Below are 21,174 nucleotides of genomic sequence, written 5' to 3'. Positions count from 1 at the left end.
TGTGCGCAGCCACCGGTTTGGCAACGACGGGTTTCTTGATCACAGGGGCCTTCTGGCCCTCCTGCAAAGTGGTCAGGCCACGCAGCTTGACGGCGTAACCCTCCGGGTAACGCAGGTCCGCGTGAGCCAGCGGTGCGGGGTACTGGCGCTTGAGCTCGGGCAAGGTGCGCACGAAGCGGTCGGCGCGCGCCAGCACTTCTTCCAGGCCCCCGCGGCCCAGCTCGATCGTGGCATCGTTGTCCAGCTCGACGCTCCAGGAGCCGCGCTCGGTCAGCTTGAGGGTGTCGATCTCGCCCAGCGATGCCAGCACGGGCTTGAGGCGCTGCAGCATGTCCAGCATGGCCTTGGCTTCACCCGCGGTCGGATTGAGCGGCGCTTCGAGCGTGGGCAGGTGCTCGTCTTCGACATCACCGAGGTTGGCGTCGAACACTTCGCCGTAACTGTTGACCAGCTGGTCTTCTCGGTCTTCGTGGTGCCAGTAGGCAGCGGGGCGATGCTCTTCCAGCACCACGCGCAACTCGTTGGGCCACACGCGGCGCACCACGGCCTTGCGCACCCAGGGCACCGACTCGAACACCTCGCGGCTGCGGCCAAGGTTCACGTTGAAGAAGCCGCCGTGCATGCGCGGCACGATGTTGGCGCGCACCGTGGCGACGTTGTTGCGCTGCAGATCCCCTTCGAGCTGCACCTTGTGCAAATTGAAGTAGGGCAAGCGCGTCAGCTTGGTGACGCCAGCGGCCAGCAACAGCCCGATCGCCACCACCAGCAAGGCGGAGGCGGCAGCGTTCATCCACAGGACGTCTTGCGGCGTCTCCGTGGGTGCGCTGAAGCTGTTGAGGGTGGCGGCCTGCATGGCTGTCGTGTGTTGAATGTGCTTGGGTTAGCGGAGGCTGTCCAGGCTGGCCGAGGCCAGCAGGTGGACGCAGAGTTGTTCGTAGCTCAGGCCAGCCACCTTGGCCGACATGGGCACCAGCGAATGGCCGGTCATGCCCGGCGAGGTGTTGATCTCCAGCAGGAAGGGCTGGCGGTCGGACTGGCGGATCATCACGTCGGCACGCGCCCAGCCCCTGCAACCCAGGGTCTTGAAGGCCCGCACCACCTGGCGCTGGATCTCGGCCTCTTCGTCGGCGTCGAGCAGGCTGGGGCACAGGTACTTCACGTCATCGGTGAAGTACTTGTTCTGGTAGTCGTAGTTGCCGCCCGGGGCCACGATGCGGATCACCGGCAGGGCCTGTGCCTCGCCTTCGACGAACAACACCGGGCAGGTGGTTTCCTCGCCTTCGATGAACTGCTCGCACAGCACTTCGGGGTCGTGCTGGGCGGCGGCGGCATATGCCGCAGCGCACTGGCCGGGGTCGGTCACCTTGGTCAGGCCGATGGACGAGCCTTCGCGCGCGGGCTTGACGATCATGGGCGCACCCAAGGCCGTCAGCGCGTGGGCGCAGTCTTCGGCGCTGGACACCATGCGCCAGTCCGGCGTGGGCAAGCCTTCAAAGCGCCAGATGCGCTTGGTCATGATCTTGTCCATGGCGATGCTCGACGCCATCACACCGGAGCCGGTGTAGGGGATCTTGAGCAGCTCCAGCGCACCTTGCACGGTGCCGTCTTCACCACCGCGACCATGCAGGGCGATGAAGCAGCGGTCCACGCCCTCGGCCTGCAGCTCCTGCAGCGGGCGCTCGGCCGGGTCGAAGGCAAAGGCGTTCACGCCTTGCGATTGCAAGGCCTTGAGCACGCCCGAGCCCGACATGATGGACACATCACGTTCGGCCGAGGTGCCGCCAAACAGCACGGCCACCTTGCCCAGGCTGGCCGGGTCGATGCGGGAAGGTTCAATAGATTTGAAACTCATAATCAGTTGCTCCCTCCGCCGCGCACCTCGGCATCACCAAGCGGACGCCGCAGATCCGGCTTTGCCGGGCTGCTGGCGGCGCCCCCTTGAGGGGGAGCGCCAAAGGCGCTTCGGGGGTGGTTCAAAATTTCGGCGGTCTTGCCCGCCACGGTCCCGATCGAGCCGGCGCCCATGCAGATCACCACATCGCCACCACGGGCGTTGCTGGCGATGGCCTGCGGCAGCTCGGCCACGTCGTCCACAAAAATCGGCTCCACCTTGCCGGCCACCCGCACGGCGCGGGTCAGGGCGCGGCCATCGGCGGCCACGATGGGGGCCTCGCCCGCGGCATAGACCTCGGTCAGCAGCACGGCATCGGCCGTGCCCAGTACCTTGACGAAGTCTTCAAAACAATCACGCGTGCGGGTGTAGCGGTGCGGCTGGAAGGCCAGCACCAGGCGCTGGCCAGGGAAGGCCCCACGGGCAGCGCTGATCACGGCGGCCATCTCCACAGGGTGGTGGCCGTAGTCGTCAATCAGCGTGACCTGCCCTCCATCGGCCGTCTTGAACTCGCCATGACGCTGGAAGCGGCGGCCCACCCCAGTGAAGGCACCCAGCGCCTTGATGATGGGCTCGTCAGGCAGCTCGATCTCGGTGGCCACGGCAATCGCCGCCAGCGCATTGAGCACGTTGTGCACGCCCGGCAGGTTGAGCGTGACGGTGATGTCGGGCATGACCGTGCCATTGCGACGCTGCACCACGAAGCGCATCTGGCCACCGGCAAGCGCCTCGACGTTGACGGCGCGCACCTGGGCGTCTTCACCGAAGCCGTAGCTGATGACGGGACGCGAGATCAGCGGGATGATGGAGCGCACGCCCGGGTCATCGGCGCACAGGATGGCCGAGCCATAGAAAGGCATGCGGTGCAGGAAGTCCACGAACGCCTGCTTGAGCTTGGCAAAGTCGTGGCCGTAGGTGTCCATGTGGTCGGCGTCGATGTTGGTGACGACCGACATGATGGGCAGCAGGTTCAGGAAAGAGGCATCCGACTCGTCGGCCTCGACCACGATGTACTCGCCCTTGCCCAGCGCCGAGTTGGCACCCGCGCTGTTGAGCTTGCCACCGATGACGAAGGTCGGGTCCACACCGGCCTCGGCCAGGATGGAGGTGACCAGCGAGGTGGTGGTGGTCTTGCCATGCGTGCCGGCGATGGCGATGCCCTTGCGCAGGCGCATCAGCTCGGCCAGCATCACGGCGCGCGGCACCACGGGGATACGGCGCGAGCGTGCAGCGATCACCTCGGGGTTGTCGCCCTTCACGGCGGTGGAGGTGACCACCGCCTCGGCGCCTTCGATGTGCGCGGCTTCATGGCCCACGTGCACGGTGATGCCCAGCGAAGCCAGCCGGCGCGAGGTCGCGCTGTCGGACTGGTCGGAGCCCGACACGGTGTAGCCCAGGTTGTGCAGGATCTCGGCGATGCCGCTCATGCCGGCGCCACCAATGCCCACGAAATGGATGTGTTTGACGGCGTGCTTCATGTGGACGCCTTTGCGTTTGGAGTGGTCACGTGTTGCTCGATGGCATCGGCCACGGCGGCGGCAGATTGCAGACGGGCCAGGCCACGGGCCTTGATGGCCATGGCCGCCAGGCCCGTGCGATTGAGTTGCTGGATCAGCTCGGCCAGGCGCGCGGCGCTCAGCTCGGCTTGCGGCAGGTGGATGGCGGCGCCGTTGTCGGCCATGTAGGCGGCGTTGTCGCGCTGGTGCGAGGTGGTCGACACCACCAGCGGCACCAGGATGCTGGGCACGCCGGCGGCGCACAGCTCGCTGACGGTGATGGCACCGGCGCGGCCGATGATCACGTCGCAGTCGGCCAGGCGCTGGGGCATGTTGTTGATGAAAGGCAGCACCTCGGCGTCCTTGGCAGGGTCAAGCCCGGCCTTCACGTAGTCGGCCTTGACCGACTCGAAGTTGGCCATGCCGGTCTGGTGCGTGATCAGCGGGCGCTGCTCGGCGGGGATCATGGCCAGGGCCTTGGGCACCGCGTCATTGAGCACCTTGGCACCCAGGCTGCCACCCACGATCAGCACGCGCAGCGGGCCGCTGCGGTTGGCGAAGCGCTCGGCGGGCGGTGCAATGGTTTCGATCTCGGCACGCACCGGGTTGCCTGTCACGCGCGACACCTTGTGCCTGGCGGCCGGGCCATCGAAGCCGCAGGCCAGCACATCGGTGATGGGCAGCAGCATGCGGTTGCTCAACAGCATGGCGGCATCCGCGTTGACCAGCACCAGCGGCAGGCCACGGGCCACGCCCATCAGGCCACCAGGGAAGCACACATAACCGCCCATGCCCAGCACGGCATTGGCCTGGCGGGCTTTGAGGATCTTGAAGCAATCGGCAAAGGCCTTGAGCAGGCGCACGCCGCCGAAAACGGTGTCCTTGAGGTTCTTGCCGCGCAGGCCATTGAAGGCGATGGCGTCCATGGGAATGCCGGTGGGCGGCACCAGGCGGTTTTCCATGCCGCCGGTCGTGCCCAGCCAGCTCACGGTCCAGCCGCGGCGCTTCATTTCATCGGCCACGGCCAGGCCGGGCATGATGTGCCCGCCGGTGCCGGCTGCCATGATGACGAGGTGGCGTGTCATGACTGCCCCTCGTGCGCGGTGTACCGCGCACGATCCCCCGAGGGGATCAAGCCCAGCTTGGGGCGGCCCGGCGCTCGGGCTTGTTGCGCGATCATGCCCGACCTCCACGCATCAGCTGGCGGTTCTCGATATCAACTCTCAAGCAGATGGCCAGGGCGATGCAGTTGAGCATCACGCCCGAGCCACCAAAGCTCATCAAAGGCAAGGTCAACCCCTTGGTGGGCAGCACGCCCAGGTTCACGCCCATGTTGATGAAGGCCTGGCCACCCATCCACACCGCCACGCCTTGCGCCACCAGGCCCGAGAAGACGCGGTCCAGCGCGATGGCCTGGCGGCCGATGTTGAACAGGCGCACCACCAGCCAGAAGAAGGCGACGATGACGATGCCCACGCCGATGAAGCCCAGCTCTTCGCCGATCACGGCCAGCAGGAAGTCGGTATGGGCTTCGGGCAGGTAGTGCAGCTTTTCCAGGCTGGAGCCCAGGCCTTCGCCAAAGATCTCGCCGCGACCGAAAGCGATCAGGGAGTGGGTCAGCTGGTAGGCCTTGCCCAGGGCGTTCTTTTCAGACCAGGGGTCCAGGTAGGCAAAGATGCGTTCGCGGCGCCAGGGGCTCAGCGTCACCATCAGGGTGAAGGCTCCCAGCAGCACCGCGGTGATCAGGAAGAACATGCGGCCATTGACGCCCCCCAGGAACAGGATGGTCATGGCGATCGTGGCGATCACCATGAAGGCACCCATATCCGGTTCGGCCAGCAACAACAGGCCGATCACACCGACGGCCACGGCCATGGGCATCACGGCGCGGAAGAAGTGCTCCTTCACGTCCATCTTGCGCACCATGTAGTCCGATGCGTACAAGGTGATGGCCAGCTTGGCCAGCTCGGAGGGCTGGAAGTTCATGATGCCCAGCGGCAACCAGCGGCGCGCGCCATAGACCACCTTGCCCACGTGCGGGATCAACACCAGGATCAGCAGGATCAGCGAGACCACGAACAGCCAGGGTGCCGTTTTTTCCCAGGTCGCCATGGGGATCTGGGTGACCACCGCCGCCACGCACACGGCCATGATGATGGAGATGAGGTGCCGGTTGAAGAAGAAGGTGGGCGTGTAGTTCGAAAAGCGCGGGCTGTCCGGCAGCGCGATGGTGGCCGAGTAGACCATCACCAGGCCCATGGCCAGCAAGGCCAGCGTCAGCCACACCAACGGCTGGTCAAAGCCCATGACCTTGGAGGGCTGCGAGGACGTGACGTTGACGAAATCGCGCACCGGCAGCGGGCCAGCGCTGTCGGCCGAATGGCCCTTGCCCAGACCGGCACGGACCTTGTCCAGCAGACCGGCCAGGAGTGGGCGTCGAACGGCTGCGTCGCTCATGCGATGTCTCCTCGTTCGTGGGCCAGATCCTGCACCGTGCCGATGAACACCTCGGCGCGGTGGGCGTAGTTGCGGAACATGTCCAGGCTGGCGCAAGCCGGGCTCAGCAGCACGGCGTCGCCAGCACGTGCCTGCTCGAAGCTCCAGCGTGTGGCCGCTTCCAGGCTCTCGTGACGCTGCATGGGCAAGGCCTCGCCACCGGGTGTGAGCACATCGGCCAGTGCAGCCTCGATCGCTTGTGCATCACGGCCGATCAAGGCCACTGCGCGGGCATAACGCCCGACCGGATCGGCCAGCGGCGCAAAGTCCTGGCCCTTGCCATCACCACCGAGGATCACCACCAGCTTGCCGGGCGACATGTCGGCACCCAGGCCTTGCAAGGCGGCCACGGTGGCACCCACATTGGTGCCCTTGCTGTCGTCGATGGCATCGATGCCGCCCACGGTGGCCACGTGCTCGACACGATGGGGCTCGCCGCGGTAGTCACGCAGGCCGTGCAACATGGGCGCCAGCGGGCACCCGATGGCGGTGGCCAGCGCCAAGGCGGCCAGCGCGTTCGAGGCGTTGTGGCGACCACGGATGCGCAAGGCATCAGCCGGCATCAGGCGTTGCAGCACGATCTCGGCCTGCTCGCCCTTCTTGAGCTTGATGGTGGGGTCGGTTTCGAGCGCGCGCATCAGCCAGGCCATGCCGGACTCATTGACCAGGCCGAAATCGCCCGGGCGACGCGGTGCGTCCAGCCCGAAGTACACGACATCGCGGTACACCGTCTTTGCCGGGCGGCCCCGCACGCCGGACTTGATGACCTCGGGCGGCGGCACCATGTCCATGACGACCGGGTCATCACGGTTGATGACCATGATGCCGTTCTTGCCGAAGATGCGGGCCTTGGCGGCGGCATATGCGGCCATGCTGCCGTGCCAGTCCAGGTGGTCCTGCGTGATGTTGAGCACCACGGCGGCATCGGGCTCGAAGTTGCTGACGCCATCGAGCTGGAAGCTGGACAGCTCCAGCACCCAGGCTTGGGGCAACACTTCAAAGGTGGGGGCAGCCGGTGGCGGTGGGGCCAGCTCGATGAGCGGGGCATCGGCGTCTTCTGCCAGCGTGGCCTCAACAGGCTCGGTGTCGAGTGGCTCGGCATGTTCGGACTCGGCGTCTTCGGGCTGATCAACCTCGGTGGGCTCGTCTTCCGGCAAAGCCTCGTCGGCAGCGGCCGTGATGGTCACGTCTTCAACGGGTGCATCCAGCACAGCGTCAGGCGCGACGGCCGCAGCCTCGGCCAGCTCATCAGACGCGGTCAGTTCGGATGCAGGCGCTTCGCTCAAGGGCCGTGGCTCTTGCTCCAGCGCCACACGCAAGGTGTCCAACAAGGTCGGGCCAATGTTGCCGGCCAGGCCCACGCGCAGGCCAGCACGCTCGATCAGCTTGGCGGTCAAGGACGTGGTCGTGGTCTTGCCGTTGGTGCCGGTGATGGCCACCACCTTGGGTGCATAAGCCATGTCGGCCTTGAGATCAGCCAGCGCCGATGCAAACAGCGACAGCTCGCCGCGCACGGGGATGCTCAGCTCATCGGCCTTGGCCAGCAGCGCGGACACGTCCGGTGCATGTGGCATGAGGCCCGGGCTCTTGAGCACCAGGTTGACGCCGTCGAGCAAGCCCACATCCAGCCCATGGTGCAGCGTGGCAGCCGGCACATCGGCGGCCAGCGTGGCTGCCTGTGGTGGGTTGGCACGCGTGTCGGCCACGCGCACGGTCGAGCCACACCGGGCGCACCAGCGCGCCATGGCCAGGCCTGAGTCACCCAGACCCAGGATCAGCACGGTGAGGTCACGTAAGTAATGCATGGCGAGCTTGAAGCAGTGAAACGATCAACGCAGCTTGAGGGTGGACAGACCCAGCAGGCACAGCAGCATGGTGATGATCCAGAAGCGGACCACGACCTGCGTCTCTTTCCAGCCGGACTTTTCGAAGTGGTGGTGCAGCGGCGCCATCAGCAAAATACGACGGCCTTCGCCGTACTTCTTCTTCGTATATTTGAAGTAGCTCACCTGCACCATCACAGACAAGGCCTCCAGAACAAAAACCCCGCCCATCAGAGCCAGCACGATCTCTTGCCGCACGATGACCGCGATGGTTCCCAGCGCACCACCTAGTGCGAGGGCCCCCACGTCGCCCATGAAGACCTGGGCGGGGTAAGCGTTGAACCAGAGGAAGGCCAGGCCTGCTCCGGATAGGGCCGCGCAGAACACCAGCAGCTCACCTGCGCCCGGAATGTGCGGCAGCAGCAGGTACTTGGCGAACACGGCGTTGCCCGTGACATAACAGAAGATGCCCAGCGAGGCCGACACCATCACCACCGGCATGATGGCCAGGCCATCGAGGCCATCGGTGAGGTTCACGGCATTGCTGGTGCCCACGATCACGATATAGGTCAGCACCATGAAGCCCCACACGCCCAGCGGGTAGCTCATGGTCTTGAAGAAGGGCACGATCAGGTCGGCCTTGGGTGGCAGGTCGTTCGAGAAGCCGGACGACACCCAGCGGAAGAACAGCTCGATCACGCGCAGGTTGTTGGTCTCGGACACGCTGAACGCCAGGTAGATGGCGGCCACCAGACCGATGATGGATTGCCAGAAGTACTTCTCGCGCGAGGGCATGCCTTCGGGGTCTTTCAAGACCACCTTGCGCCAGTCGTCCACCCAGCCGATCGCGCCAAAACCCGTGGTCACGATCATCACGATCCACACAAAGCGGTTGGCCCAGTCGAACCACAGCAGCGTGGACAGGCCGATGGCCAGCAGGATCAGCGCACCACCCATGGTGGGCGTGCCGCGCTTGCTCAGGTGGGACTGCATGCCGTATTCACGGATGGGCTGGCCGATCTTGAGCTCGGTGAGTTTGCGGATCACCAATGGGCCCAGGAACAGGCCGATGAGCAAGGCCGTCATGGCCGCCATCACCGAACGGAAGGTCAGGTACTGGAAGACGCGCAGGAAGCCCCACTCGGGGTGCAGGCCCTGGAGCCACAGCGCAAGACTAAGCAGCATGGGCACCTCCCGACAGGTCAGCCAACCTGGCGACAACTTGTTCCATCTTCATGAAGCGAGAACCTTTGACGAGGACCGATGCCGCCACGGGCACCTGATCCAGCGTGGGCAGCGCCGCGACGATGTCGGCCGCGCTGTTGAAATGACGAGCAGACGCGCCATAAGCCTGCGCGGCATGCGCGCACAGCTCACCGGCGGTCCAGACATGTTCGATGCCGCGTTCGCGGGCATAAGCACCGACTTCCACATGGAAGGCCGGGCCTTGTGTGCCCACCTCACCCATGTCGCCCAGCACCAGCCAACGCTGGCCAGGCAGGCCGGCCAGCATGTCGATGGCTGCGCGCACGGAATCGGGGTTGGCGTTGTAGCTGTCGTCCACCAGGGTCACGGCACGTGCGCCCAAGGTGATGCAGCTCAGTTGCGAGCGCCCCTTGACGGGTTCAAAGGCCTCCAGGCCTTGCGCGATCACGCTCAAGGGCACGCCGGCGCCCAGGGCCGCGGCCGTGGAGGCCAGCGCATTGCGCACGTTGTGGGCACCCGCCATCTTCAAGTTGACGCTGGCGGCGCCCTGCGCCGTGCTGATGTCGATCACCCAATGCGGCGTGGGCTCGGCGGCCCAGGTGGCCGCGCCCGTGATGGCAGCCGGCCCTTGGGTGGCAAAGTCGAACTTGGGGTAGCCGTTGGCCTGCTCACGCCAGATGGGCGCGAACTCGTCATCGGCCGGGAACACCGCCACGCCGCTGCGCGACAAGGCTTGCAACACGGTGCCGTTCTCACGCGCCACGGCCTCGACCGTGTGCATGAACTCCTGGTGCTCGCGCTGGGCGTTGTTCACCAGGCCGACCGTGGGTGCCGTGATCGCGGCCAGATGGGCGATCTCGCCAGGGTGGTTCATGCCCAGTTCGACCACCGCGCAACGATGCTGGCCTTCACGCAAACGCAGCAGCGTCAGGGGCACGCCGATCTCGTTGTTGAAGTTGCCCTGCGTGGCCAGTGAGGCCTCGGGCACGCCTTGCGCGCTCACCCAGGTTTTCAGGATGGACGCGATCATCTGCGTGACCGTGGTCTTGCCATTGCTGCCGGTCACGCCGATCAGCGGGATGTCGAAACGCGCACGCCAGCCCGAGGCCAGCCAGCCCAGGGCCGCGCGGGTATCAGGCACCGTCAGGCCAGGCAGGCCGCAGGTGTCCACGCCCTGCTGGGCCAGCACGGCCACGGCGCCGGCGGCCTTGGCCTGCGGCAGGAAGTCATGCGCATCAAAGCGTTCACCGCGCAACGCCACGAACAGGTCGCCGGGCTGCAAGGTGCGGGTATCGGTGTGCACACGGCCAATCGGCGTGGCGGGGTCACCCGTCAGCACCGAACCGGGCAACAGTTCATGGGCCAGGCCCAGGGTCATCATCATGGGAATACGTTGAGCTTGGGTGGCGGGCGCGCGGCGCTTGAGCGCGGCTGCTGCCTCGTCCACATCTGAAAAGGGTGTCTTGACGCCGGCCACTTCCTGCGTGGCTTCATGGCCCTTGCCGGCGATCAGCACGATGTCGTTGGCATCGGCGTCCAGCAGGGCGTGCGCGATGGCGGCGCGGCGGTCTTCGATCACGTCCACCGTGTCACGCCCGGCCACACCGGCCAGGATCTGCGACAGGATGAAGGCGGGAGATTCACTGCGGGGGTTGTCGCTGGTGAGCACCACGTGGTCGGCATGCTGCTCGGCCATGGCGCCCATCAAGGGCCGCTTGATCGGATCACGGTCACCGCCGCAGCCGAACACGCACCACAGGCGGCCACCACGGGCCTCGGCCACCGGGCGCAGCGCCTGCAAGGCCTTGAGCAGGGCATCGGGCGTGTGGGCGTAATCGACCACGGCCATGGGCAGCTCGGCCGGCAAGTCCCGCAAGTTGGGCAGGCTCACCACCTGCATGCGGCCAGGCACCGACTTCAAGCCACTGCAGGCACGCGCGGCGTCAGCCAGCGGCACGTCCAGCGCACGCAAGGCGCCCAGCACAGCCAGCAGGTTGGACACATTGAAGGTGCCGATCACCGGCGCTTGCACGGTGGCCCGGCCCACGACCTGAGACAAGGCGTCGTCGCGCTCGATCAGGTCGAACACCAGGCCATTGGGCTGATAGCGAATGTGGGCCGCTTGCAAACGCACAGCCTCTTGCAGGCCGTAAGTCCAGCAGGCCAGGTGACGGCCACGGGCGTGATCCTGCAGAGCGTGCCCCATCGGGTCATCCAGGTTCAGCACGGCGGCACGCAGGCCCGGCCAGTCGAACAGGCGGCGCTTGGCTTGCCAGTAGCCTTCCATGCTGCCGTGGTAGTCGAGGTGGTCTTGCGTGAAGTTGGTGAACTGGGCGACCGCGATGTGCGTGGCGTGCAGGCGCAGCTCTTCGATGCCAATCGACGAGGCCTCGATGGCCGCTGCCTTCAGGCCCTTGTCCGCGAACTGGCGGAAGGTGGCATGCAGCGTGATGGGGTCGGGCGTGGTCAGACCGGTGGGCACGAAGTCACCATCGACCTGGCCCACACCGAGCGTGCCGATGACACCGCAGCCACGGCCCAGGGTGCTCAGGGCCTGCGCCGTCCACCACGAGGTCGAGGTCTTGCCATTGGTGCCGGTCACGGCCACCACCTGCAACTGGGCGCTGGGCTCGGCAAAGAAGCCGTGTGCGATCTCGGCGCTGCGGGCCTTCAGGCCGGGCACGGAGGCCACGCGGGCATCGGCAAAACCGAAGGTCTGCACGCCGTCGGCTTCGACCAGGCAGGCGCGGGCGCCATCCTTCAAGGCCTGCTCGACAAAGGCCCGGCCGTCACGCGCGGCGCCCGGCCAGGCGATGAAGCACACGCCCTCACCCGCCAGCGACGCCACCTGACGGCTGTCCACCGTCAGGCGCGTGATGCCCCACTGACGCAGCCAGCTCAGGGCTTCGTCGGTGCTGTGCAGGTGCAAAGTGGTCTGGCTCATTTAAAAGCTCTCCACTTCAGCGGGTTCGGTGTTGATGATCTTGGGCTGCACTTCCATGTCAGGCAGCACACCCAGGCGGTTGAGCGTCTGCTGCACGACCTGGCTGAACACGGGCGCCGCCACATCACCACCGTAGTAGATGCCGTCACCGGGCTCGTCGACCATCACGGCCACCACGATGCGGGGTTTGCTGATCGGGGCGATGCCCACGAACCAGGCACGGTACTTGTTGCCCGCATAGCCCTTGCCTTCGACCTTGTGCGCGGTACCGGTCTTGCCGCCCACGCTGTAACCCTGCGTCTGCGCCTTGGGTGCCGTGCCACCGGGGCCGGTCACCATATTGAGCATCTTGCGCACGGCACGCGCCGTCTCGGGCGAGATCACGCGGGTGCCATGGATGGGCACCAGTTCATCACTGGCCGCAGCAGAAGGGTCGCCCTCAGACGACGAAGCCGCCCCCGGGCGGAAGGCGGTCTTGAAAGCCAGCACGGGGCGATCGCTGTCGTCCCCTGAATGGGCTTTCGCCACTTTGCGAAGAGGTTCCCGATCGTCACCGGGGCCCTCCCGCTTCAGCAGCGAAATCGGGATCAATTCACCGTCGGAGGCGAAGATCGTATAGGCGTGGGCCAGCTGGAACAGGCTGGCGGACAGGCCATAGCCGTAGCTCATGGTGACCTGCTCGATGCGGCGCCACGATTTGTAGGGGCGCAGGCGGCCGGTCACCACACCAGGGAAGCCAATCTGGGGCTTCTGGCCCAGGCCCACGGCGGTGAACATCTCCCACATTTCGCGGGGCTGCATCTGCATGGCCATCTTGGCCGTGCCGACGTTGCTGGACTTCTGGATGACCTGCTCGACAGTCAGGTCACCATGCGGGTGTGAATCAGAGATGGTCGAGCCATCGATGGTCAGCTTGCCCGGCGCGGTGGAGATGATGGTGTCGGGCGTGACACGCTTGGTCTCCAGGGCCAGCGACACCACGATGGGCTTCATGGTGGAGCCCGGCTCGAAGGTGTCGGTCAGTGCGCGGTTGCGCAGTTGCGCGCCAGTCAGGTTGCGACGGTTCTCTGGGGTGTAGCTGGGCACATTGGCCAACGCCAGCACCTCGCCGGTCACAGCATCAAGCACCACCACGCTGCCAGCCTTGGCCTTGTGCAGGGCCACGGCATCACGGATGCGCTGGTAGGCGTAGAACTGGATCTTGGCATCGACCGACAGGCGGATGGCCTGGCCATCTTCAGCGGGCACCAGATCACCCACCGACTCGACCACGCGGCCCAGCCGGTCCTTGATCACATGGCGCGCGCCATCACGGCCGGCCAGCTGCTTCTGGTAGGCCAGCTCGATGCCTTCCTGGCCTTCGTCTTCGATGTTGGTGAAACCGACCACGTGTGCGGCCGCCTCGCCTTCGGGGTACTGGCGCTTGAATTCACGCAGCTCGTACACGCCCTTGATCTTGAGCGCTGCCACCTTCTCAGCCACACCATCTTCGACCTTGCGGCGCAGCCACACGAAGTTGGGGCTGGAGGCCAGGCGCTTTTGCAGATCGACCAAGGGCATGTCCAGCAACTTGCTCAAGGCACGCAAATCGGCGCGCGAGGCATCCATGTCCTTGGGGATGGCCCACAGCGACGGCGCGGGCACGCTGGAGGCCAGCATCTCGCCATTGCGGTCCAGGATGCGGCCACGGTTGGCCTGCAGCTCGATGCGGCGCTCGTAGCGGCTGGCCCCTTGCTGCAGGTAGAAGTCGTTGTGGATGATCTGGATCCAGGCGGCACGGCCGATCAGCACGGCAAAGCCCAGACCGATGGCGCCAATCATGAACTTGACGCGCCAGGGCGGTGTGCGCGAGGCCAGCAGCGGGCTGGTGGCATAACGCACCGTGGGCATCGCGCCCTTGCCCTGCTGGCGCGGCTTGCCACGCAGGCGACGCATCAGATCACCCAGGCGGCTCATGGCTGCACCCCCTGGCTGGTGGCGCCGCCGCCCGAAGCCGCGGTGCTCACGTAGTGCGTGACCGAGGGCGTGTTGTTGAACATGCGCAGCTTCTCGCGCGCCAGCTTTTCAACACGCAGCGGGGTGGCCTGCGCGCGCTTTTCAAGCTGCAGGCGCTCGAAGTCGATCTGCAACTCGTGCGATTGCGACTGGGCCTTCTCCAGCTCTACAAACAGATGGCGCGATTCATAGCTGGTGCGGATCAGCCAGAAGCAGCTCAGCAACAGCAACACGGCCAGCACGAGGTTGAAGCGCGTCATCATCGACGGCCCCCTTTGGCGCCAGCCTTGCCGCCACCCTTGGCACCGGCCTTGCCCTTGCCACCCTTTTGCGGCGAAGCCACCAGAGCCTCGGACCAGGGCACCAGGGTGCGCTCGGCCACACGCAGCACGGCAGAGCGCGAACGCGGGTTGCCCGCCACTTCTTCAGTGGAGGGCTTGATGCGCGCGATGGCGTCCAACATCAGGGGCTTGGGTTGCGCGAACGGCACCCGGCGATCAACCTCTTCGCGGCTGTGTTTCGCGATGAAGGTCTTGACGATGCGGTCTTCCAGCGAATGGAAGCTGATGACCGCAAGGCGTCCGCCCGGAGCCAGCGTCTTCAAGGCAGACTCCAGTGCGTCTTCCAGCTCACCGAGTTCGCGGTTGACGTGAATCCGAAGAGCCTGGAAGGTTCGGGTAGCGGGGTCTTGCCCGGCTTCGCGCGTTTTGACCGTACGAGCCACGACCTTGGACAACTCGGCGGTGGTGCGCACAGACTGACCCTCATCGCGGCAAGCGACAAGCGCCTTTGCAATGGGCCAAGCAAACCGCTCTTCGCCGTATTCACGAATGACCTCCGCGATCTCGTCCGCCGAAGCGTGCGCCAGATAGTCGGCCGCGCTCTCGCCCTGCGTGGTGTCCATGCGCATGTCCAGCGGCGCATCGAAGCGGAAGCTGAAGCCGCGCGCGGGGTTGTCGATCTGCGGGGACGACACGCCGATGTCCATCAGCAAGCCATGCACGGCCGGTAAACCCAGGTCGGCCACCACATCCGCCCACGACGAGAACGGCGCATGCACGATCTGAAAGCGTGGGTCGGTGATGGCGTTGGGGCCCTGCGTGGCGTGCGCGATCGCCTCCGGATCGCGGTCCAGCGCGATCAGGCGCGCCTGCGGACCCAGCTTGGACAGCAGCAGACGCGAGTGGCCGCCGCGACCAAAGGTGGCATCGACGTACACGCCCTGCGGATGCGGGCCGACGGCCGGATCCCACAAGGCATCGACCGCCTCGTGCAGCAGGACAGTTTGATGCTGCCAAGGTGTGACTCCTTCCTGCATCGCGTCAGAAGGTGAAGTCTTGAAGCGCCTCGGGCATGGGCTGAGCCATGACCTCGGCTTCGTGTGCGGCGTACTTCTGGGCATCCCACAACTCGAAGTGGCTGCCCATGCCCAGCAGCATCACATCCTTGGTGAGGCCGGCTGCGGCACGCAGTTCAGGGGAGATCAGCACGCGCGCGGCGCTGTCGATCTCGACGTCCATGGCATTGCCCAGAAAGATCCGCTTCCAGCCGGCTGCCGACATGGGCAGGGCGGCAACCTTGTCGCGGAAGGTTTCCCACGCGGGGCGCGGGAACACCATCAGGCAGCCATCGGGGTTCTTGGTGATGGTCAACTGGCCCGCGCAAAGGGCTTGCAAAGCGTCGCGATGGCGCGAGGGAACGGCCATCCGCCCCTTTGCGTCCAGCGACAACGCTGATGCCCCTTGAAAGACCAAGCTCACACAAAACCCCACGAATTTGCACTAAATCCCACTTTATCGCATCCGCACCCCCAAAACAAGGGAAAAGCAAAAAAAAGTTCAATGAAATCAAAGACTTAGATGCGATTGCGGCGGAAAAATGCAGAAAAAAAGTCCTTATGAATCAAGGACCTGCAATAGGGTCTGGAAGTGGAGGATGAGGAATTTCCCCCTTTGGGGCTGGGGTATCTCCCCACCGCAGCGCAGGCCGCCCAAGGCTGGCTGAGGGATCGGCGCGGATCGAAGTGGGCCCCAAGCCGATGCTTTTCCCGGCTTGAAACCCGGCCGCCGCGTCCCATCATTCAAAACAGGCTAGGCAGATTCCCACCTGCCAGCCCTCTGATCGCGGGAAAGATGCCCGACTTTCCTGACATGGATCAATCAAACTCATTGCGAATCGTTCGCATTTAAATCTAGAATGGCACCATGAAATCGCAACGCCACCCTCATCACAGCACGTCGCCAGCCACCACGCTGGACAAGCTGCCCGTGCGGGCGGTGGCGACGATCCAGGACATCAAGGCCGGCCACCACGATGGCGGTGCCCTCAAGCGCCGGCTGATGGAGTTGGGTTTTGTTCCGGGCGAGCGCGTGCAGGTGCTGCGCCGCATCTTCTTTGGCCGTGGCCCCCTGGCTGTCCGGGTGGGCACCAGCACCTTCGCCATGCGCAAGCTGGAATCCTCGCTGATCGAAGTCGTTGTGGCCTGATCGCTCAGCGTTTGTATTGTCTCATTGGCCAGTAGCAGGAGCGACTCCATGGCGGCAGCGACACCCGATGTGTCAACCTCTCCGCTGATCGCCCTGGTCGGCAACCCGAACTGCGGCAAGACCGCCCTGTTCAACCGCCTGACGGGTGCCAAACAGAAGGTCGGCAACTACGCTGGCGTCACCGTCGAGCGCAAGGAGGGGCAGTTTGTGTCCCCCAAAGGCCAGGCCTGGCGCCTGCTGGACTTGCCCGGCGCCTACAGCCTGCTGGCCGCCACCCCCGATGAAGCCATCACCCGCGATGTGATCGCCGGCGTGCGCGCGGGCGAATCGGCCCCTGTAGGCCTGGTCTGCGTGGTGGACGCCACCAACCTGCGCCTGAACCTGCGCATGGTGCTGGAGTTGCAAACCCTGGGCGTGCCCATGGTGCTGGCCATCAACATGATGGACCTGGCCACCAAGCGCGGCATCCACATCGACACGGCCAGGTTGCAACAAGCACTGGGCATCCCGGTGGTCGAGGCCGTGGCCGTGCAAGCCGGTGGCGAACGGGCCCTGCTCGCACAGCTTGACCAGCTGGACTGGGCCGGCCTGCCCAAACCCTCTGCCCCCCGGCCCATGCAGCGCATTGCGCAAACGCCGGTGGAAGACACCCACAAGCGCGTGAGCGCGTTGCTGGCCACCTGCGTGACCATGCCGGAACAAGGCTCCCACCTGACCGCCGTGCTGGACCGCTATGTGCTGCACCCGGTCATGGGCCCGCTGATCCTGGCCGGGCTGATGTTCCTGGTCTTCCAGGCCGTGTTCACCTGGGCCAAGCTGCCCATGGACCTGATCGACAACGGCATGGGCCTGGTGGGCGACTGGGTCAAGGCCCACATGGCCGACGGCATGCTGCGCAGCCTGCTTGTGGACGGCGTGATTGGCGGGGCCGGCAGCGTGCTGGTCTTCCTGCCGCAGATCATCATCCTCTTTGGCTTCATCCTGGCCCTGGAAGACTCGGGCTACCTGCCACGCGCCGCCTTCCTGCTGGACCGCATCATGGGCAGCGTGGGCCTGTCAGGCCGCGCCTTCATCCCCTTGCTGTCCAGCTTTGCCTGCGCCATCCCCGGCATCATGGCCACACGCACCATTGCCGACCCGCGCGACCGCCTGGTCACCATCCTGATTGCCCCCTTGATGACCTGCTCGGCGCGCCTGCCGGTGTACGCCTTGCTGATCGCGGCCTTCATTCCTGGCCGCACGGTGTGGGGCATCTTCAACCTACAGGGCCTGGTGCTGTTCGCGCTGTACATGGCGGGCATCCTCTCGGCCATGCTGGTTGCGCTGGTGCTCAAGAAGCTGATGAAACAAGGCAGCGCCCAGCCTTTGCTGATGGAGCTGCCCGACTACCACGTGCCGCACCTGCGCAACCTGGCACTGGGCCTGTGGGAGCGCGCCAGCATCTTCGTCAAGCGCGTGGGCACCATCATCCTGTCGCTGATGATCATCCTGTGGTTCCTGTCGAACTTCCCCTCGCCACCGGATGGCGCCACGGGCCCGGCCATCCAGTACAGCCTGGCAGGCATGGCCGGCCGCGCGCTGGAGGTGATCTTCGCCCCCATTGGCTTCACCTGGCAGATCTGCATTGCGCTGGTGCCCGGCATGGCGGCACGTGAAGTGGCCGTGGCCGCCCTGGGCACGGTCTACTCCATGTCCCAGACGGGTGACGAGCTGAGCAGCGCACTGCAAGGCCTGATCGGTCAATCCTGGTCGCTTCCCACCGCCCTGTCGCTCATGACCTGGTATGTGTATGCGCCGCAATGCCTGTCCACCTTGATCGTGACCCGCCGCGAGACCAATGGCTGGCGTGTACCGATGATCATGCTGGGCTATATGTTCGCCCTGGCCTACCTGGCCTCGTTTGCGGTGTACCACCTGGCCCTGCGCTGGGGAGCCTGACATGCATCTGGACTGGCAAACCCTCGCCACCCTGGCCATTGGCCTGGCGGCCGCGCTGTACCTGGCGCGCCGGTGGTGGCCGGGGCTGCGCGGGCTGTTTGCCGCGCCCAACGCCAGCCCGCCCACCGCGGCCTGCTCGTCCAGCCAAGTGGCATCACCCTCCTCATCCTGTGGGAACGGCTGCGGCAACTGTGGTCACCAGGCCACCCCAGCCAAGGACCACCGCATCCAGGTGATCCGCACCCGGCAGGGTTAATCCGCTAGGGAAACACGCCAACCCTGCCAGGCATCGGGACTTCGGACCCCACAGTCGGGGGATGCATCCCCCCCGTGCCGGGGATGGCTGGTGGCGCCTCCCGCTTCCTACACTGAGCCCATTCAGAATTAATTCAGGTCAAACCCCTGTCATCCGCACAAAATGCGACCGCTGTACGCCATTGCGCCGTTGGCCTTGTTGCTGGCACTCTTCGGGCCCACGCCCCACGAGGCCGACAAGGTGCTGGCCGACTTCATGGACCACTTCCTGGGCCACAAGGCGTCACAGCAGCTTGACAACAGCACGGACGCCCGCGCCAACAAGCCTGCACTGGCCGGCGCGGTGGTGGAAACCGCCTTCAGCCGCTGACGCCCGCTGATAACCGCTTGCCGCCCGGCAAAGTCGATTTAATTGCCCCCTGTTTGACGCAGCCTTGTGCCGGCGCATTACACTGCGCTCTGCTCCGGGGTGTGCCTCACGTTCAAACGTGCTGGCGCTGAGATGGAATACCGAACCCGCTGAACTTGATCCGGTTCATACCGGCGAAAGAAGAGCTGTACCTGATGCGAGTGGTCCGCCCTCGCCCCTTGCGTCCAAGCATGGATGAACCAGGGGCCTGATCACAACTCGCAGCGCCTGACACCTGTCAGGTTCCAGGCACCCCTCGGAGCATGTGTTGCCACTGCCATCCGAAGGAGCTGCCCATGAACGCACCCGATCCAGCTGTCGCCCTGCAAGCGCTTGATGAACTGACGCGCCTGACGCGCGAACCCCTGCCTGCGTCACGCAAGGTTTACGTGCAAGGCAGCCACGATGGCGTGCGTGTGCCCATGCGCGAGGTCAGCCTGACCAACGGCGAGGCCGTCACCCTGTACGACTGTTCGGGCCCGTATACCGATCCGAACGTCAGCATCGACGTGACCCGTGGCCTGCCGGCCGTGCGCGAAGCCGCCGTGGTGGCCCGTGGCGACACCGAAACCTACGAAGGCCGCTCGATCCAGGCCGTGGACGATGGCCTCAAGCCTGACGAACACCATGACGAGCGCATGGCCGCCCTGCGTGCCGCTGCCGCCGGCCTGCAACGCACGCCGCGCCGCGCCAAGGCGGGCCACAACGTCACGCAGATGCACTACGCGCGCAAAGGCATCATCACCCCCGAGATGGAGTTCGTGGCCCTGCGCGAGAACCAGCGCCGCCTGGATCTCGCCGAAGACTGGCGCAACAAGTACGGCGTGGACGCCGAACGCGAAACCCGCCTGCGCGGCAACCCCATGGGCGCCGCCATCCCCCGCGAGATCACGCCCGAGTTCGTGCGCGAGGAAGTGGCCCGCGGCCGCGCCATCATCCCGGCCAACATCAACCACACCGAGCTGGAGCCCATGGCCATTGGCCGCAACTTCCTGGTCAAGATCAACGCCAACATCGGCAACTCGGCGGTCACATCGAGCATCGAAGAAGAAGTGGAAAAGCTGGTGTGGGCGATCCGCTGGGGTGCCGACAACGTGATGGACTTGTCCACCGGCAAGCACATCCACACCACGCGCGACTGGATCGTGCGCAACAGCCCCGTGCCGATTGGCACCGTGCCCATCTACCAGGCGCTGGAGAAAGTCGGCGGCGTAGCCGAAGACCTGACCTGGGAAATCTACCGTGACACGCTGATCGAGCAAGCTGAACAGGGTGTGGACTACTTCACCATCCACGCCGGTGTGCGCCTGCCCTTCATCCACCTCACGGCCAACCGCCGCACCGGCATCGTCTCGCGTGGGGGCTCCATCCTGGCCAAGTGGTGCATCTCGCATCACAAAGAGAACTTCCTGTTCACGCACTTCGAAGAGATCTGCGAGATCATGAAGGCGTATGACGTGAGCTTCTCGCTGGGCGATGGCCTGCGCCCGGGCTCGCTCAGCGATGCCAATGACGAAGCCCAGTTTGCCGAGCTGAAGACGCTGGGCGAGCTGACCCAGATCGCCTGGCAGCACGATGTGCAGACCATGATCGAAGGCCCTGGCCACGTGCCCATGCACCTGATCCAGGCCAATATGGACGAGCAGCTCAAGCACTGCCACGAGGCGCCCTTCTACACACTGGGCCCGCTGACCATCGACATCGCCCCGGGATACGACCACATCGCCTCGGCCATCGGCGCGGCCATGATCGGCTGGATGGGCACGGCCATGCTGTGCTACGTGACGCCCAAGGAGCACCTGGGCCTGCCCAACCGCGACGACGTCAAGCAAGGCCTGATCGCCTACAAGATCGCCGCGCACGCGGCCGACATCGCCAAGGGCCACCCCGGTGCCCGCGCCCGTGACGATGCGCTCTCGCAAGCGCGCTTTGACTTCCGCTGGCAGGACCAGTTCAACCTCGGCCTGGACCCGGAGACGGCACGCGACTTCCACGACGAGACCCTGCCCAAGGACGCCTCCAAGGTGGCGCACTTCTGCTCGATGTGCGGCCCCAAGTTCTGCTCGATGAAGATCACGCAGGAGGTGCGGGAGTTTGCCGCGGCACAGGGCGTGGGCGAGGGCGAAGCCCTCACCCGTGGGATGGCCACCAAGTCCGAAGAGTTCAAGAGCGTGGGCGGCGAGCTCTACATCCCCATCAAGGCCGAATCGACCAAGCAACAAGGTTGAGCCACAC

At 65.5% G+C, this 21,174-nt stretch carries 16 protein-coding genes, 1 pseudogene and 1 riboswitch; of the genes and pseudogenes, 5 read left to right on the top strand and 12 right to left on the bottom strand.

Going from position 1 to position 21,174, the window contains the following annotated elements; all coding sequences use genetic code 11:
* From HY019_RS09990 to mraZ, 12 genes and pseudogenes are all read right to left on the bottom strand, one after another.
* On the bottom strand, positions 1 to 853 hold an 853-nt coding region (locus tag HY019_RS09990), incomplete at its 3' end, for a cell division protein FtsQ/DivIB (protein ID WP_290691445.1).
* Between the two features lie 27 nt (positions 854 to 880).
* On the bottom strand, positions 881 to 1,852 hold the full coding sequence (locus HY019_RS09985; protein ID WP_290691442.1) for a D-alanine--D-alanine ligase: 972 nt from the start codon (positions 1,850 to 1,852) through the stop codon (positions 881 to 883).
* Between the two features lie 2 nt (positions 1,853 to 1,854).
* The gene (gene murC / locus HY019_RS09980) at positions 1,855 to 3,369 is read right to left on the bottom strand and encodes a UDP-N-acetylmuramate--L-alanine ligase (protein WP_290691439.1); all 1,515 of its coding nucleotides are present in this window, start codon (positions 3,367 to 3,369) and stop codon (positions 1,855 to 1,857) included.
* Positions 3,366 to 4,472 (bottom strand): undecaprenyldiphospho-muramoylpentapeptide beta-N-acetylglucosaminyltransferase, encoded by a 1,107-nt coding sequence (gene murG / locus HY019_RS09975; RefSeq protein WP_290691435.1) that lies wholly within the window; start codon positions 4,470 to 4,472, stop codon positions 3,366 to 3,368. Before murG ends, murC begins: the two co-directional genes overlap by 4 nt.
* Before the next feature lie 91 nt (positions 4,473 to 4,563).
* Positions 4,564 to 5,844, bottom strand: coding sequence for a putative lipid II flippase FtsW (gene ftsW, locus HY019_RS09970; RefSeq protein WP_290691432.1), 1,281 nt, complete (start codon positions 5,842 to 5,844; stop codon positions 4,564 to 4,566).
* A complete protein-coding gene (murD, locus tag HY019_RS09965; RefSeq protein ID WP_290691427.1) occupies positions 5,841 to 7,688 on the bottom strand; it encodes a UDP-N-acetylmuramoyl-L-alanine--D-glutamate ligase in 1,848 nt (615 codons plus the stop codon). The genes ftsW and murD overlap by 4 nt, the downstream gene beginning before the upstream one ends.
* Before the next feature lie 24 nt (positions 7,689 to 7,712).
* Positions 7,713 to 8,891: a phospho-N-acetylmuramoyl-pentapeptide-transferase gene (gene mraY / locus HY019_RS09960; protein ID WP_290691424.1), complete on the bottom strand. Its 1,179-nt coding sequence runs from the start codon at positions 8,889 to 8,891 to the stop codon at positions 7,713 to 7,715.
* Complete coding sequence (gene murF / locus HY019_RS09955) at positions 8,881 to 11,856, bottom strand: bifunctional UDP-N-acetylmuramoyl-L-alanyl-D-glutamate--2,6-diaminopimelate ligase MurE/UDP-N-acetylmuramoyl-tripeptide--D-alanyl-D-alanine ligase MurF (protein WP_290691422.1); 2,976 nt, start codon at positions 11,854 to 11,856, stop codon at positions 8,881 to 8,883. Before murF ends, mraY begins: the two co-directional genes overlap by 11 nt.
* Positions 11,857 to 13,791, bottom strand: coding sequence for a penicillin-binding protein 2 (locus HY019_RS09950; protein ID WP_290691472.1), 1,935 nt, complete (start codon positions 13,789 to 13,791; stop codon positions 11,857 to 11,859).
* 17 nt (positions 13,792 to 13,808) lie between these two features.
* The gene (ftsL, locus tag HY019_RS09945) at positions 13,809 to 14,114 is read right to left on the bottom strand and encodes a cell division protein FtsL (RefSeq protein ID WP_363302649.1); all 306 of its coding nucleotides are present in this window, start codon (positions 14,112 to 14,114) and stop codon (positions 13,809 to 13,811) included.
* A gap of 95 nt (positions 14,115 to 14,209) precedes the next feature.
* Positions 14,210 to 15,169: pseudogene (gene rsmH / locus HY019_RS09940) on the bottom strand (16S rRNA (cytosine(1402)-N(4))-methyltransferase RsmH); the annotation flags it as partial.
* A gap of 4 nt (positions 15,170 to 15,173) precedes the next feature.
* Positions 15,174 to 15,605 (bottom strand): division/cell wall cluster transcriptional repressor MraZ, encoded by a 432-nt coding sequence (gene mraZ / locus HY019_RS09935; protein ID WP_035041702.1) that lies wholly within the window; start codon positions 15,603 to 15,605, stop codon positions 15,174 to 15,176.
* A gap of 450 nt (positions 15,606 to 16,055) precedes the next feature.
* On the opposite strand from mraZ, the gene HY019_RS09930 reads away from it, so the two are divergent.
* The 5 genes from HY019_RS09930 (at position 16,056) to thiC (ending at position 21,167) form a co-directional block, all read left to right on the top strand.
* On the top strand, positions 16,056 to 16,337 hold the full coding sequence (locus tag HY019_RS09930) for a FeoA family protein (protein WP_290691419.1): 282 nt from the start codon (positions 16,056 to 16,058) through the stop codon (positions 16,335 to 16,337).
* A gap of 48 nt (positions 16,338 to 16,385) precedes the next feature.
* Positions 16,386 to 18,275, top strand: a complete 1,890-nt coding sequence (gene feoB, locus HY019_RS09925; protein ID WP_290691416.1) for a ferrous iron transport protein B — start codon at positions 16,386 to 16,388, stop codon at positions 18,273 to 18,275.
* A gap of 1 nt (position 18,276) precedes the next feature.
* Positions 18,277 to 18,531 (top strand): hypothetical protein, encoded by a 255-nt coding sequence (locus tag HY019_RS09920; protein ID WP_290691412.1) that lies wholly within the window; start codon positions 18,277 to 18,279, stop codon positions 18,529 to 18,531.
* A gap of 162 nt (positions 18,532 to 18,693) precedes the next feature.
* The gene (locus HY019_RS09915; RefSeq protein ID WP_290691409.1) at positions 18,694 to 18,900 is read left to right on the top strand and encodes a hypothetical protein; all 207 of its coding nucleotides are present in this window, start codon (positions 18,694 to 18,696) and stop codon (positions 18,898 to 18,900) included.
* A gap of 85 nt (positions 18,901 to 18,985) precedes the next feature.
* A riboswitch (TPP riboswitch) is annotated at positions 18,986 to 19,099 on the top strand.
* Between the two features lie 136 nt (positions 19,100 to 19,235).
* Positions 19,236 to 21,167 (top strand): phosphomethylpyrimidine synthase ThiC, encoded by a 1,932-nt coding sequence (gene thiC, locus HY019_RS09910; protein ID WP_290691406.1) that lies wholly within the window; start codon positions 19,236 to 19,238, stop codon positions 21,165 to 21,167.
* Positions 21,168 to 21,174: the final 7 nt, after the last annotated feature.

This window comes from Aquabacterium sp., from assembly GCF_016195855.1.
Taxonomy (GTDB): domain Bacteria; phylum Pseudomonadota; class Gammaproteobacteria; order Burkholderiales; family Burkholderiaceae_C; genus Aquabacterium.
Note: the sequence above shows the minus strand (reverse complement) of the source record. Positions and strands in the feature narration are given on the sequence as shown.